The following is a 15,585-nucleotide window of genomic DNA, read 5'->3' as shown; positions in this document are numbered from 1 at the left end:
TATTTTAAGAAATCAGCCACTTTTCAATTAAAGTGCAGCATCTGGGTCGAGAATTTGGTGTTTAACAGCGAGGATCGTCAACTCTACATCACTATTAATATCCAACTTCTCAAAAATCCTGTAGCGGTAGCTATTCACCGTTTTGGGGCTTACCGAGAGAGACTTTGCAATATCCGCAACCTTGGCGCCATTGACGATCATGTCTGCAGTCTGCAATTCCCTTTTAGATAATTTTTCAAACGGAGATTGCTGATCATCCTGGCCACTGACACTGCGCATCGCCATTTTGGTTGCCATGGAATTACTGATAAAAACACCACCTGAAATAACCGTCCGTATCGCTCGAACCATTTCTTCAAGGTCCGCGCCCTTAGTCACGTAACCCATTGCCCCAGCTTGCATCAAGCGGCCCGGGAATAAATCATCATCGAGTGCACTAACGGCAACAACCTTTGCCTCCGGGCACCGCTGCAGCAGCTTTCTAGTCGCTTCAAGGCCGCCCATTCCTGGCATTTTTACATCCATCAGAATGACATCAACATTAGACCGGCGAACGAATTCCAGGGCCTCCTCGCCACAGTTTGCCTCTCCGGCGACTTCTATATCCTCAACATCACCCAGCATGCGCGAAATGCCCATTCGCACAAGATCGTGATCATCCACCACTAAGACTTTGATCAAGCTATCCCCAACTACGGATAAGTGCAGTGGCTACGCCGCGTATACATCCCCAACGCACGAGCTCTATAAACTGCGTTCTTCTTTTTAGCTCACGGTGAAACTACCCCGTGTAGGTCCCCCCGGAACCCAACCGCAACATACCAGACAAAAACGCTACTGCAAAGCAGAAGCCCCGTTTCAAATGCTGCTGAACAGACATTTGGCCACAGGATCTTGCTGCCTTTATAACATTTAATTATAGCGTAAAAACGTACCAATTAATTTTTCTGCGATCAAGATGAGCACTTCCGCAAAATTTGCGATAGAAGATTCATTTTATCGCAGAAAATATTTATGAAAGAAATCGGAATATGAGAAAATGTAAGATGTTGAATTCGTTATAACAAAATAATCGTCAACAACTAGAACAATTCTCTACTGATATTCAGGCTGAAAACTGCCAACCCCACCCAACAATTTGCACTTTTCTATTGGGTACTTGCTAACTGCAATTCAGTGAAGAATAAAAGAAGGGATTGTCCGTACCCTCATGCAAACAATCTTGAATAGATTAAGGGTAATAGCGCGGCTCAGGCTCCAGGGTAACACCAAACTTAGCCTGCACATCAGAAGCGATAGCGCGAGCCAATCTTGTCACTTCATCACCCCGGCCCCGGCCGGGATTAACCAAAACCAATGCCTGCTGGTGGTGAACTCCAACCGCTTCTTGCCGCCTGCCCCGCCAACCAGCGCGATCAATTAGCCAACCTGCCGCCAGCTTCCAACCTTCACCGCTGGCATAAGCTACTAAATCGGGATGTTCCGATTTTAGGTTTTGGTAAATGTCCGCATTCACCACAGGGTTTTTAAAGAAGCTGCCAGCGTTGGGGATTTGATCGGGGAGCGGCAATTTACTGTTGCGAATATCGATAACCGCAGCGGAAATTTGTGCGGGTGTTAAAGAGTCACAATCCCAACCTTGCTGGTCAATAAATTGCTGTAGGGCCGGGTAAGCTACCTTGGGCTGCCAATCTTGTGCAAGGCGAAGGTTAACCTGGGTAATAATAAATTGATCGCGCAACTGCCCTTTAAACACACTGTCCCGGTAATCAAACTCACAGTCCGACGCGGAAAAGTTATGTAGTGCACCTGTAGAAATTTCCATGGCCTGCAAGCTGCAAAAACAGTCGCGCAACTCTACGCCATAGGCGCCGATATTTTGGATTGGGGCTGCCCCCACTTTACCTGGAATCAGCGCAAGGTTTTCCAAGCCTCCCATGCCCTGCTCAACAGTAGACATAACCAGCTGGTGCCACCCCTCCCCGGCCGCCGCCTCAATCGTACCGCCACGACCATTGGGAGTAATTGTTAGCCCTCGCAGCCCGACCTGAATTGCAAGCCCGGGAAAGTCTCCCGTTAATACGATATTACTACCCCCACCCAACGGCAGAATTGGCAAACGCTTCTGCTGCGCAAAGCTCAAAGCCTCACGCAATTCATCCAGGGTTTCCACACGCGCAAAGTAAGCGGTGTTTGCTGAAATTGCGAGAGTATTGTGGGGCTGTAAATCAATATTGGCTTCAATCATTAGGTTCTACATCAGGCCAGGGTTTCTCGCATACGCTGAAGATCCTGCTCAGTATCTACGCCACCGGGCACTTCTGCGCAAGCATCCGCTACGTGAATCTCTTGGTCGTGGTAAAGAAAACGCAGCTGCTCCAGAGCCTCGAACTTTTCTAGCGGGGCCATAGGCCAGGAGACAAACTGGCGCAATAGCGCAACACGGTAAGCATAGATACCAATATGGCGACGAGGTTCCAAGCCCCTTGGCAGTTCACTGCTATCCATCGCAAAGGCATCTCTGGGCCATGGGATTGGCGCTCGTGAAAAATACCTGGCCAGCCCGGACTCTGTTGTCACAACCTTGACGATATTCGGGTTGCGAAAATCCTCCACTGAGGTGATGGGCTCCGCCAGGGTTGCAACGCCGGCTCGCTTGCTAGCCGCAAGGTTTTCAGCTACTTGATTTATCACCTCGGCGGGTATCAAGGGTTCATCGCCCTGCACATTGACCAAAATGCGGTCCTCGGCAAGGCCCAGGTTCTGAGCCACCTCCTGCAGTCGGTCAGTTCCCGAAGCATGCTCGGCAGATGTCATACACACCTCGGCGCCGAAGCCGTGAGCCACCTCCGCTACACGCATATCATCGGTGGCGATAACCACCCTCTGAGCATCGCTCTCACGGGCACGTAAATAAACATGCTCCACCATCGGCTTGCCGCCGATATCAGCCAAGGGCTTGCCTGGCAGGCGGCTCGAGCCATAGCGTGCGGGAATAATGACGTCGAAAGAAGAGTTACTTTTCATTTTCACTAAATTGTTGCAAGTGCTTGTGTACTTTTTGATAAAAAAGGTCTGGCAACTTGGCCCGCACCTCGAGCGCCCACCAATGACTCTCCCAGAAATCACGACATTTCACCGCATCTTTCATGGTCATAATCACTGGGGTTTCTCCATCGAAATGCAGTTCCTGGGGGCTGAATTGATGATGATCGTCAAAAGGTTGCTCTGTCACCTCGAACCCCAGCGCTTGCAGTGACCGGAAAAACCGCTTGGGATTACCGATCGCTGCCACCCCGTGGCAAGGCCCCACCTCAGGCCCTGATGGCAGGCGCAATGTGGAGGTTTGATCGAGGTTAAACTGGTGCCAACAGGAAGGCTCGAGTGTCATTTCAAACTCTAAAAGCCCACCGCACTGATCCCTGACTTTGGCTTCTGGCTCTCCATTACTAACCAGCATGTCAACGCTTTGCAGGCGCGTCACCGGCTCCCTCAGAGGTCCTCTGGGCAGCATATGGCCATTGCCCAAACCGCGATGACCATCAACCACACAAATTTCATAGCTGCGCCACAAACTATAGTGCTGTAGCCCATCGTCAGACAAAATAACATCGCACTGGTGATAGTCGATCAGGGCCTGCGCCGCCTCGGTGCGATTAGGGGAAACCATCACCGGCACACCAGTGATCAAGTGCAGCATCAGCGGCTCATCCCCGGACTCCAGGGGGTGGGATTGGGCAGTCACCTGATAGGGATATTTTTCTGCACGACCACCATAGCCACGGCTGATAATCCCCGGATTGCGACCCCGCTCCTTTAGCCAGCGAGCCAGCTCCGCCACCAATGGTGTTTTACCCGCACCGCCAACGGTGATATTACCGATGACGATGACAGGAACTGATAAGGGCTCCGGTGGAGTGCGAGAACTCATTACCCGGCGCCGCTTGCTCACCCCCCCATAGAGTAATTCCAGCGGAGTGAGCAGGGAGAGCGAGCGACCTTCACCCTTTTCCGGGTACCAGCGCTTGTTAAACCAGTCTTCCAGTGACATCCAGGTGCCCTACCCCATTGTTTGCTGCTGTAACAGAGATGCGTATCGACCACCCTGGGCGAGCAGCTCTGCGTGATTCCCACTCTCTACAATTCGACCTTTCTCCATCACCAGAATGCGATCGGCATTCTCGATCGTACTCAGGCGATGGGCGATAACAAACGTAGTGCGGTTTTTCATGACTTCAGCCAGAGCCGCCTGAATATGGCGCTCCGATTCATTATCCAGTGCTGAGGTGGCCTCATCCAAGATCAGTATGGGCGCATCCTTAAGCAGGGCACGGGCAATAGACAAGCGCTGGCGCTGGCCGCCGGAGAGCATCTGCGCATTATCCCCCAGAACCGTATTCGCCCCCTCAGGTAGCTCTTCAATAAATTGAGCTGCATGTGCCTGCTCCATAGCACGCAGAACATTTTCCTTGGGTGCATGTTCCAATTCACCGTAGGCAATATTGCGATATACAGTGTCGTTAAACAGCACGATATTTTGGGAAACCATACTGATATGACGGCGCAACTCTTTAAGTGGCACCTTGGAAATATCAGCCCCATCGACCAGGATACGTCCACCTGTCGGCTCGTAAAACCTAGCCAGCAGACTTACCAGCGTGCTCTTGCCGGAGCCAGATGCACCCACCAGGGCCACCGTTTCTCCCGGATTTACCGCGAAACTGATGTCGGAGAGTACTTTGGGTGCTGCCGGGTCATAGCTAAACTCAAGCCCTTCAAAAGCTACTGTGCCATTCACAGGCTTAGGTAGCTGAGCTTCACCATCCTGGGGCTCTCTGGGAGCATCCATTACTTCAAAGATACTCTCCGCTGCCGCAATACCCTTTTGGATATCGGCAAAAATTTCGGAAAGGCTGCGCACCGGCTTGGCCAGGGATGCAGCCGCACCAATATAGGCGGCAAAAACCCCAGCAGTCATGGACTCAACCATACCCGGTGCCAGAGCCAGCCAGACAATAGTTGCGGTAGACAAACCAACCAGTATCTGAATCACAGAAACACTGGCATTGTTTGCTACTACGAGCTTCATAAACTGCCGACGGTTATTGTCACTGGCAGAGAGGAAGCGGGATTTCTCGTAATCCTGCCCCCCATACATCCGCACCACTTGATAGCCATTGATCGCCTCCTGAGTGACATGGGTAACGTCGCCCATGGAATTCTGGATGCGATGGCTTAATTTGCGGAAACGCTTACCCACGATGCGCACAATAAAGGCGATCAAGGGGGCAAAAAGGAAGAAGGTTAAAGTCAGCTTCCAGTTCACCAGTAACAGGTAGGTCAAGAGACCGATTACCGTAAACGACTCGCGGAAGAGTACCTTCACCGCCTTGGTGATGGAGTTGGTTACCTGCTCAACATTGTATGAAACCTTTGAGATCAGGTAAGCGCCGGTATAGCGGTCAAAATAGGAGCTGGGAAGCTGGCCAATTCTCTCAAATAGCTGTGTTCGCAACTCGTGGATCACTGCACGGCCCACATAGGCCAAACCATAGCTGCCGACAAAATTGCCAATAGCCCTAAGGACAATAATCAGCAACATTGCAAGCGGTACAAGCCAACGAGCAGTCTCCTGGGGCATTACTCCATCGGGGTAATAGGATGCTACAAACTTTGAGAGAAACCCGCGACTCTCTTGGATACCAGCCCCCACTGCATCGAGCAAAAGCTCGGTCACAGCAATCAGGCTGACGCCCATGATCGAAAACAGGAAGAAGCCCAGTACCGCAACCCCGAAAATCGCCATGTGCGGGCGGGCATAAGTGAGCAATCGACGGTAAGTTTCCGCCCCATTTTGCGGTTTGCTGGGGGGCGCTTTTACTTTCTTCATACAGACCAATGAATGGACTCGCCCCAACTGGGGCGAGTGGGCACAGAAACCGAAGGTAAGTCAGCTCCCTACAGGGTTCCGCGCTAGTTTTCTTCCGGCTGCCGTGTAGTAATGCTTAGGTTGACAAAGCCTAGCTGTCCAGCGGCATCCATTGCCCGAACCACGGCTTGGTGATGAGCGGTGGCGTCGGCGGTTATCACAAGCGGGCGATTGTACTCGCCTGCGGAAACTTCCGACAGCGCAGATTTGAGGGTGTTGATCTTCTTGTTGATCAAAGCTTGTCCATCTACTGAATAAGAACCATCAGCACTGATTAAAATCTCTACAGATTTAGGTTGGTCAACAGACTGAGGACCTGCTGCTTCAGGTAGGTTCAGCTTAAGATGGCTTTCCTTGGTGAAGGTTGTAGACACCATAAAGAAAATCAACAGCAGGAATACCACATCGATAAGTGGTGTCAGGTTAACCCCTTCCTGCTCTGTGGCTTGGCGGCGGAATTGCATTGCTTGCTACCCCGCTCAGGCCGCATCTTCGATTTTACGATCGCTGTGCAGAGCATCCACAAGCTTGACAGCTTCCTGCTCCATTGCCACAACAATCGTGTCAACGCGACGCTGGAAGTATCTGTGTGCCATTAACGCAGGAATAGCGACAGTCAGGCCAGCGGCAGTGGTGATCAATGCCTGGCTAATACCACCGGCCAGTACGCCTGCATTACCGGTACCCTCCACCATAATCGCGGTAAAGACCTGGATCATACCGATCACAGTACCCAGCAAACCAATCAGCGGTGCTACGGCAGCAATCGTGCCCAGAGCACCCAGGAATCGCTCCAGTTCATGCACAACCTGGCTGGCAGTTTCCTCGATGCTATCTTTCATTACTTCGCGACCGTGGCGGGAATTGGACAGGCCCGCAGCAAAAATTTTTCCCAGTGGGCTGGAGTCGCGCAGCTCCTTCAATTTTTCCGCATTGACCTGGTTATTTTTAAGCCAGCCCCATACCTCACCTAATAAAGTACGTGGTGCAATATGCTGCGAGTGCAAAGTCCAGAAACGCTCGACACAAATAGCAATAACCGCTACAGAGCAAAACAGGATTGGCCACATCAGCAGGCCGCCGGATTTTATTATCTCAAACACTTTCTTAGCCCCAGAAAACCAGAGGGAATTTTTGGAAAATTATTACTGCGTCCTCGACGCAGAGCAGCACTTTATCACAGCTGGTGCCGGCGGCTAAGTCCTCCCGCGCATCCTTATTCCCTGTTGTGACTCGCATACCAAAACCGTGGTGCCAAACGAGCCTGTAAAATTTGCGGCTCTTGATCTCCAGCTCGCCAGAAAAATTCTACCGCTCCGCTCTCCGCAGTACTGAAAATACTGGCACCGAAGTTTTGGTAGCGCTTCACAACATCGGTGTGAGGGTGGCCAAAGTGGTGACGGAAACCGGCACTAAATACAACCCGTTTAGGCCTGGCCCATTCGAGCAAAGCGACCGATGAGGAAGAGCGGGAACCATGATGGGGCGCAATCAGTACGTCAACAGCGGGAAATTGTGGATACATTTTAGACAGTTGATATTCAACCTTACGACTGATATCCCCAGTAAGCAGTAAACGCACCCCCTGCCACTCAGCCAAAATTACACAGCTGTGATCGTTCTCCTCACCATCCAGTAATTCCTCTCCCTGTGCCGTTAAGGAAGGCCATAACCATCGAAATGATATATCTCCCAGTTGCTCTTCCGTTCCTGCCCGACATTGCTCAGTAATCGTGGCTGGCGATAATGGTAAATTGCTAGCTAAAGTCCCCGGAGCATAGAGCTTTTTTGCTTCAATGTTTCTAAGTAAACCCGACACGCCGCCGGCATGATCCCTGTCGCCATGGCTGACGATCAGCACATCGAGTTCACTACCTCCGCTACTCATCAAGTAGGGAGCCACTATCGAACCTCCCGCGCTCCAGCCCGAGGGGATTGAAGGCCCTGCATCGTAAACAATACGGCTTTTTCCGGTGCTGATAACTACTGACAACCCCTGACCAACATCCAGCACTGATAATTTCAAACGCTCATCTGCCGGTGCCAATGTAGAAAGCCAGGGCTGAGCAACTGGAAGAAAAAATAACCAGCCCAACTTGCGCCCTGGCAACCCTTTAGGCAGCAAAAGTAGCACCGCGCCAAGCCCGGCAATGACTATCGCCAATGCAGTGGAAGCAATCGCAAAACCGCGGAACCCCGGTATCGAATGATCGACAATATTGAGCGCAGTCATCAGCAGATCCAATTGCCAACCTGCAAACTGCAGCAGCCAAACACCCAGCTGAGTATCAATAAATACAGCACCTAACATAAGTGATGGCAAAATAGACAGGCCCATCCAGGGAATCGCTACAAGATTGACCAATACACCTGAAAGGCTAAAGCCAGAAAAATATATTATCGATGGGATAAACAGGCCAATTGCAATCAGCCACTGGCTTCGCAACAGCTGCCATAACGATAACTGGGAAAATCGGTGCTGCCATGAGGTTACAGCACCAGGGGCCTCAGCCTTCGGCCTCCATTGCGGCTCTCGACTTAAGCTAATTCGCCCACTGAACCCCAAAAGCAGACTCCCGACGGCCACAAAGGACAACCAAAAACCAGCACTGTAAAAAGCCAGTGGCTGCAGGGTAAGCACTATTGCCAGTGCCAATGAAAAAGCAAAACCGGCTCCCAGTCTGCGCCGCCAGTGCCAACCCAGTAATAGCACCCAGGTCATTACAAGCGCACGTTGCGCGGATAGAGGAACGCCGGCGATCAAGGTATAAACAAGGCTCGCCACCAAGGCGAGTCCTATCGCAATACCAAAACGGCTGGTGCCCGTAAAAAGCCCAATCCCTTTTGCCAGTATGGTGCCCATCAACAAAATACAACCGGCCACCATGCCCACATGTAAGCCGGATATGGCAATAAGGTGGCCCGTACCTGTCCTTTTAAGCAGGTCGGTATCACCTTCGCTCAACTGACTGCGATCCCCTAGTAATAGCGCCGCTATCAGGTCCAGTCGTTGGATCGGTAACTGACTAATTTGGGAGCGCAATTCATCCCTTAACTCGATAATGCCATTCCCCTGCCCCAGCCACTGAGGAGGATAATCGCGGGGGCGAACATACCCTGTTGCCGTAATTCCCTCTCGCAACAGCCAGCCTTCATAGTCGAATGTATGTGGATTCACACTTCCCCTAGGGCTTCTCAATCGCACAGGCAATATCCATTGAGAGCCACCTCGCAGACGAGCCAGAGCCTCACCGTCAACTCGGTACCAGGTTAGGTTGAGAAGGCTTCCGATAGATAGCTCTGGCGGTGCTAACTGGCCACCCTCTTCACCTAAAGAACTGGAAACAATATCCACAACTCGAGCGCGAAAACGCACCGTGTGTGATTCTGAACTAGCGCCAAACCCTCCCCCCTCAGTTAATTCAGGCAGCGAGACCAGGTTCAACTGAAGTGCAAAGTCCGCACCATGTGCACCGAGGGGGAGCCGGCGGTCCAGCGATGCTTCATGAGAGTGGAGTGCCCAGGTCGCACCAATAAAGGAGAGAAAGATCAGAGCAAGGGGGCGCCAGCGGCGTATTACCATCCAGGCAAACAAGGCTAGAGAGAGATACAGTGCCCACAGAGTGTTTTCAGCGGGTAATCGGGCAAAACAACCCACCGCGATAATAGAAAGCGAGTAGACCCAAAGGTATATGCTGGGCCCCGTGTAGCCGAGAATGCCTCTCGCCTTAGCCAGCAGGCGAGAAAGCCCGTAAATTCTCTCCCGAAAACTCCATAATTCCTTCCCCTGCGCCATCCCTTGCACCGCCCTTTTTGTTCAACTATTGACCACCTCTACTTAAATCAACGATGATTGCGGCCCGCCGCTTCAGGCGCCTAAAACCTTACTATAACTAGCTTACCTGCCATTCATAGCACCGGTCGGTCACATATTTTTAAGAAAAATGCCATTTTTAACATGTTTGTAATATTCAAAACGCAGAATCCGCACCAAATCGAAAGGCAGCCAACTAGGACGACACGGAAGGCACCTTTCAACCCAAAACCATAAACTGTGCGAGACGATTATGAATAAGACCGCTCTCTCTCTGGCCATCGTTGCCATGGTACCTGCTCTGGCCAACGCCCAAGATGAAGGCGATGTACTCGACTTTTACGGCAAAGCCAATGTCACTTTCCAGGCAGCTGACGAAGGTGACGATTCCGTCACTGACGTTCAGAGCAACGCTTCCCGCCTGGGCGTTAAGGGCGAAATAGCCCTGACTGAAGGCGTTAAAGGTATCTACCGTATGGAATACGAAGTAGATATGGACGGTGACGCTGACGATACTTTCTCCCAGCGCAACATCTACGCAGGTCTGGAAGGCGGCTTCGGCCAGGTCATCGCTGGTAAGTTCGATACTCCCCTGAAAGTTGCCCAGAAAAAAGTTGACCTGTTCAACGATCTGGAAGGCGACATCAAGAGCCTGATCACCAACAGCGATAACCGCGAAGAAGATGCGCTTCAGTACACTACCCCTTCTTTCGGTGGCTTCAAAGCTTCCGCTGCTTTTATCAGCAACAAAGAAGAAGTTATTGACGACGTAACTGGTAAAGAGCGCAACAACGGCGTATCCATGTCTGTCGCCTACGACAACAACGGTGTTTACCTGGCCTACGCTATGGACCAGGACGTTGAAGATCAGGACGTTGATGTTCATCGTTTCGTAGCCCAGTACAACATCGGCCCCGTACAGGTAGGTGCGCTGTTCGAAGAACAAGACGCTGACGACGGCGAAACTGTTGATGGCTGGATGAGCTCTGTTGCTTACAAACTGGACCAGTGGACACTGAAAGCCCAATACGGCCAGTCTGATATCAAAGAAGAAGGCGGTGAAACTTTCAGCCTGGGCGCAGACTACAAGTTCAACAGTGCAGCCAAAATTTTCGGCTTCTACACCGACGAAACTGCTGACGACGACTACGATCGCAGCTATGCCGGTGTTGGTGTTGAATACAAGTTTTAATCATTCCTGAGGTGCGGCGATCCAATTTGGGAAGTGCGATTCTGTCGCATAGGGAAGATTGAGCAGTGAAAAAGGCGGCCTTTGGCTGCCTTTTTCACTCTGGAATTTCCTAAAAGGTTTTCTAAATAACCAATAGATCCATAAAGCGATTAACTGACAACTGCTTTAACCCTTGAAGATCATTAATAGCTGCAAATATTTTGTTAGCCCGCCCTTGAGGGAATCGCGTAGCTAAATTACTACGGAACTTATCTTCCAATAACGGAACCCCCTCCCGTCGGCGACGGCGGTGCCCCATCGGATATTCAACTTCAATCTTTTCTGATGCGTCACCACTTTTAAAAAATACTTGTACCGCACTGGCTATAGAACGCTTATCTGGGTCTAAATAATCTTTTGAGTAACCTTTATCTTCTATCACTTCAATCTTGTCCCGCAAGATATCGATCTCTTTGTGATCGCGATGAAAACCGTCTTCATAAAAACCTGGCTGTATGTCACCAAAAATAAGCGCCACAGCAACAATATATTGCAAACAGTGATCCCGATCTGCCGGATTATTTAATGGACCTGATTTAGTGATGATGCGAAGGGCTGATTCGTGTGTGGTCACCACTACTTTAGTAATATTATCGATACGCTCTGCAACCTGTGGATGTAAAATGATTGCCGCCTCACAAGCTGTTTGACCGTGAAACTCAGCCGGATAAGAAATTTTGAACAGGATATTCTCCATGACATAGGAGCCAAAACTTCTGGGGAACTGAAAATTGCGTTCTGATGGTGGTTTCAGTTGCTGCTCAGCATTTGTCTTGCTAAACAGGACATCATAAAAACCCCATTGCTTTGCCGTAAGTACTCCGGGCACCCCCATTTCTCCACTTATCGCCAAATCAGCCAAGCGAACCCCGCGGGAACTGGCATCACCTGCAGCCCAGGACTTGCGTGATCCAGTATTCGGGGAATGCCTATAGGTCCGCAATGCTCCACCATCCGCCCACGCCTGAGACACCGCCGCCATTACTTCCTCCCGCCCAGCACCTTTAAGCCAGGCAGCCACAGCGGCAGAAGCAACCCGCACCAGTAGTACATGATCGAGCCCAACCCGATTAAAGCTGTTAGACAATGCCAAGACACCTTGAATCTCGTAGGCTTTGACCATTGCTTCGAGTACCGCGCCCATTTTTATTGGGCTTCCTCCTTTAACTAATCGCCCTTGCGACAGGTGGTCACAAACGGCCAATATTGCCCCAAGATTGTCAGAGGGATGCCCCCATTCAGCCGCCAACCAAGTGTCGTTGTAATCGAGCCATCGAATCGTACAGCCGATGTCCCATGACGCTTTTATCGGGTCCAAGCGAAACCGGGTGCCAGGTACCCGGGCCCCATTCGGCACCCATGCCCCCTCCACCCAGGGTCCTAATAACTTTGTACATTCAGGGAAACTCAACGCCAGAAAGGCACACCCCAAGGAGTCCATCAGGCTTAACCGTGCTGTTTCCCAAGCATCACTGGAACCCACTTTGAAATGAAGCACATAATCTGCGATATCCTGTATCACCTGATCGTAATCGGGGCGGATATTCGGAGCGGGGTCAGCAATCATGATTGAATAGCCCGTGAAATTGTCGGAGGGAAAAACAGATGGAGTAAGATTAGCTGCTTCCTAAACTTCAGATAGTTAAACAAACGACCGAAGAATTCTATATTGTTAGGAATCTCTAAAAACAGGAATCAACCCACTTGCAACGAACTAGCGGCCCAATAAAAAAACTTCGATTCCTCAAAGAAACGGTATTATTCCGACAAGGGGATTCTGGTCCCCAGATTTATTTTATTCATGCCGGCTACGTCCTTATCCAAAAAGTGGACTACTGCGGCAACCTAGCCATTGTCGATCTCTATGGGCCCGGATCATGGTTTGGACCAGGTCTAACTGGGAAAAACCTGGACACTCAAGCAAGCGCCAAATCCGGCAGTGAACTGGAAGTTACATCCATTCAACATCTAAACGCCATGATGGAGCGCCAATCACAGACCCACGGTGGTCTATTGCAACAACTAGCCACAAGGGAATCTCAGCTTCAGCAACGTCTTTTCCTCCACATCACCGCCCCCTTACCGGTCCGGTTGGCCAACCTGTTAGCACAACTATTTAATTACCGCGGACAACCCTGTGGCCATGGACATCAACTAGACATCAAGTTGACCCAGTCCGAATTGGCCGCCATGGCCGGTGGCAGCAGGCAAACAGTCAGCCAACAGCTTAAACAGTGGAAGTCTGATGGAGTTATCGACTATACGCGCCAATATATCTGCCTTCTCGATCAAACCGCGTTAAAAGGCCTGGCAGAGAACCAAATATATGCGCCAGTGTCAGCCAGCTGACAGTTTTACCCTTCCCGCCTTCATATACTTTCCAGCAGCTGAAACCCGGGTATAGCTCTCCCACATCAACAGCAATGGAAAAGGATTATGCGCAGCGCCTACTTATTTACCTCTTTAGTTCTGACACTCGTATTGGGTATTTCTGCAAAGGCCGATGAAAACCTCAATTCAACCTATAAAAGCATGGTTGATAGCCAGGGGAATATTACTTTGCCGGATAATTACCGCCGGGAATGGGTCTTCCTGGGCTCCTATCAGGTAAAGTCCTCGAGTGGCGATGGATGGGATACTCATAATGTTTATACCCAACCCGAGGCAGTAGAAGGGTATCGCAAAAAGGGGAAGTTTCCCGATGGGACAGTTTTGGTAAAGGATGTTAATAGCACCCAATCGGAGCCCTTAACCACAGGGTTGGCTTATTACTCTTCAGACCTTCAATTCACTTTTATGATGGTAAAAGACGATAACAACCGCTTCCCAGAAAACCCGGCTTGGGCCGAAGGCTGGGGATGGGCTTTATTTAAGCCAGGAATAGCCAAAAGTGAAACTGAAACCTGGAAAGGCACCGGGCTTAACAACTGTTTTGGATGTCATTTGCCTGCCAAGAATAATGACTGGGTATACACACAGGGTTATCAGCAGGTCCTGCAGAACTAAAAAGTAAACAGCAAAAATCAGAGGTTAGAGGTCTATTATTCGGCTAGAGTAACAGCATAGATTCCCTCCATAACAGCTTATCACCCCCACCCCAGCGCTAATTGATTTATATCAATTAGCGCGATCTTAAATACCGTTAACATGCGGCCGCGTCCGACTATTCCACTATGAGTTTTTCCGTGTTTAAACCTGAGTTACTGTCCCCCGCAGGGACTTTAAAAAATATGCGATATGCGTTTGCCTATGGAGCCGATGCCGTTTATGCCGGCCAACCCCGCTACAGCTTGCGTGTGCGCAATAATGAATTTAAAAATATTGAAACCCTGCGCCTAGGCATAGAAGAAGCACACCAGCAGGGAAAACAGTTCTATATCGCCTCTAATATCGCCGCTCACAACGACAAAGTTCGCAGTTACCTGCGGGACCTGGAAGAAATTGTCGAAATGGGGCCTGACGCCCTGATTATGTCCGATCCAGGCCTGATAATGATGGTAAGGGAGCGCTGGCCTGATCTGCCAGTCCACCTATCCGTACAGGCCAATGCGGTAAACTACGCGACCGTAAAGTTCTGGCATCGCCAGGGGTTATCTCGGGTGATACTTTCCCGGGAACTGTCCCTGGATGAGATTGAAGAAATTCGCCAGAAAGTGCCCGAGATGGAGTTGGAAGTCTTTGTCCACGGTGCGCTCTGTATCGCCTATTCCGGGCGCTGCTTGCTATCCGGTTATATGACCCATAGAGATGCCAACCAGGGCGCCTGCACCAACTCCTGCCGCTGGCAATACCAAGCTCATGAAGCCAAAGAGAATGAAGTTGGCGAGTTGATTCATGTGCAAACCCAGGAACCCACCAAGCAACCCACCAAGCAACCCACCAAGCAACCCACCTCCGCCAGTGACAGTACTTCTCAGGCCTTTTTACTACAGGAAGAAGGTCGCCCTGGAGAATATATGCCGGCCTACGAAGATGAGCACGGTACCTACATCATGAACTCCAAAGATCTGCGGGCCGTACAGCATGTCAAGCGCCTCACGGAAATGGGCGTTCACTCTTTAAAAATCGAAGGTCGCACTAAATCCCACTACTATGTGGCTCGTACTGCTCAGATCTATCGTCGCGCTATAGACGATGCTGCGGCAGGAAAAGACTTTGACATGAAGATGATGGACGAATTGGAGACCCTCTCGAACAGGGGCTACACGGAAGGTTTCTACCGTCGCCATCCACCAACAGAATACCAGCAATATGAAAAGGGGTTGATATCAACTCCGGGCCAACAGTTCGTAGGCGAGCTTATTGACGGCAGTCCTGAGTATTTGACGATTGATGTAAAAAATCGCTTTGAACGCGGTGATCAATTGGAGTTAATGACTCCCAGCGGTAGCTTGTTCTTCCCTTTGGAGCAAATGGAGAATACGGAAGGCAAAGCGATCGATGTAGCTCCGGGATCCGGGCATATCGTGCAAATACCCCGACCAGAGGGGGTTGATGACGATCAACTTCAACAGGCGCTATTGGTCAAAGCTCTGGGATAACCCTCGGCCTGTAATTTGCACTATGGCTTATCAAGCTCTTCGTTTTGCAAATATATTTTGTTAAAGATGT

General features: G+C 50.5%; 13 protein-coding genes. 4 read left to right on the top strand and 9 right to left on the bottom strand.

Features of this window, described 5'->3' with window-relative positions; genetic code table 11:
- Window positions 1-27: 27 nt before the first annotated feature.
- From ACJJII_RS17040 to ACJJII_RS17005, 8 genes are all read right to left on the bottom strand, one after another.
- Window positions 28-681 carry a response regulator gene (locus tag ACJJII_RS17040; protein ID WP_413665673.1) on the bottom strand — a complete coding sequence of 218 codons (654 nt, stop codon included), beginning with the start codon at window positions 679-681 and terminating at the stop codon, window positions 28-30.
- Window positions 682-1,231: 550 nt separating this feature from the next.
- The gene (gene murB / locus ACJJII_RS17035) at window positions 1,232-2,248 is read right to left on the bottom strand and encodes a UDP-N-acetylmuramate dehydrogenase (RefSeq protein ID WP_413665672.1); all 1,017 of its coding nucleotides are present in this window, start codon (window positions 2,246-2,248) and stop codon (window positions 1,232-1,234) included.
- Between the two features lie 11 nt (window positions 2,249-2,259).
- Window positions 2,260-3,027 (bottom strand): 3-deoxy-manno-octulosonate cytidylyltransferase, encoded by a 768-nt coding sequence (gene kdsB, locus ACJJII_RS17030; protein WP_444905363.1) that lies wholly within the window; start codon window positions 3,025-3,027, stop codon window positions 2,260-2,262.
- Window positions 3,017-4,051 (bottom strand): tetraacyldisaccharide 4'-kinase, encoded by a 1,035-nt coding sequence (lpxK, locus tag ACJJII_RS17025; protein ID WP_444912975.1) that lies wholly within the window; start codon window positions 4,049-4,051, stop codon window positions 3,017-3,019. Before lpxK ends, kdsB begins: the two co-directional genes overlap by 11 nt.
- A 9-nt stretch (window positions 4,052-4,060) precedes the next feature.
- Window positions 4,061-5,890: a lipid A export permease/ATP-binding protein MsbA gene (gene msbA, locus ACJJII_RS17020; protein WP_444917054.1), complete on the bottom strand. Its 1,830-nt coding sequence runs from the start codon at window positions 5,888-5,890 to the stop codon at window positions 4,061-4,063.
- An 83-nt stretch (window positions 5,891-5,973) separates the two neighbouring features.
- Complete coding sequence (locus ACJJII_RS17015) at window positions 5,974-6,393, bottom strand: ExbD/TolR family protein (RefSeq protein WP_444897173.1); 420 nt, start codon at window positions 6,391-6,393, stop codon at window positions 5,974-5,976.
- A 15-nt stretch (window positions 6,394-6,408) separates the two neighbouring features.
- On the bottom strand, window positions 6,409-7,032 hold the full coding sequence (locus tag ACJJII_RS17010; protein WP_413665667.1) for a MotA/TolQ/ExbB proton channel family protein: 624 nt from the start codon (window positions 7,030-7,032) through the stop codon (window positions 6,409-6,411).
- A gap of 113 nt (window positions 7,033-7,145) precedes the next feature.
- Window positions 7,146-9,725 (bottom strand): DNA internalization-related competence protein ComEC/Rec2, encoded by a 2,580-nt coding sequence (locus tag ACJJII_RS17005; protein ID WP_444917053.1) that lies wholly within the window; start codon window positions 9,723-9,725, stop codon window positions 7,146-7,148.
- 271 nt (window positions 9,726-9,996) lie between these two features.
- Here ACJJII_RS17005 and ACJJII_RS17000 point away from each other — a divergent pair, with 271 nt between their 5' ends.
- On the top strand, window positions 9,997-10,935 hold the full coding sequence (locus ACJJII_RS17000) for a porin (protein ID WP_444917052.1): 939 nt from the start codon (window positions 9,997-9,999) through the stop codon (window positions 10,933-10,935).
- A gap of 121 nt (window positions 10,936-11,056) precedes the next feature.
- On the opposite strand, the gene ACJJII_RS16995 is transcribed toward ACJJII_RS17000, so the two are convergent.
- Window positions 11,057-12,541, bottom strand: coding sequence for a bifunctional 2-methylcitrate dehydratase/aconitate hydratase (locus ACJJII_RS16995; RefSeq protein ID WP_444917051.1), 1,485 nt, complete (start codon window positions 12,539-12,541; stop codon window positions 11,057-11,059).
- Between the two features lie 137 nt (window positions 12,542-12,678).
- Between ACJJII_RS16995 and ACJJII_RS16990 the strand changes: the two genes are divergently transcribed.
- From ACJJII_RS16990 to trhP, 3 genes are all read left to right on the top strand, one after another.
- Window positions 12,679-13,323 (top strand): Crp/Fnr family transcriptional regulator, encoded by a 645-nt coding sequence (locus ACJJII_RS16990; protein WP_444917050.1) that lies wholly within the window; start codon window positions 12,679-12,681, stop codon window positions 13,321-13,323.
- Window positions 13,324-13,410: 87 nt separating this feature from the next.
- Entirely contained in the window at window positions 13,411-13,980 is a 570-nt protein-coding gene (locus ACJJII_RS16985) for a cytochrome P460 family protein (protein ID WP_413665663.1), read from the top strand.
- Window positions 13,981-14,204: 224 nt separating this feature from the next.
- Window positions 14,205-15,515 carry a prephenate-dependent tRNA uridine(34) hydroxylase TrhP gene (gene trhP, locus ACJJII_RS16980; RefSeq protein ID WP_444919282.1) on the top strand — a complete coding sequence of 437 codons (1,311 nt, stop codon included), beginning with the start codon at window positions 14,205-14,207 and terminating at the stop codon, window positions 15,513-15,515.
- Window positions 15,516-15,585: the final 70 nt, after the last annotated feature.

The organism is Microbulbifer maximicatervae (SeqCode) (assembly GCF_052467825.1).
Note: the sequence above shows the minus strand (reverse complement) of the source record. Positions and strands in the feature narration are given on the sequence as shown.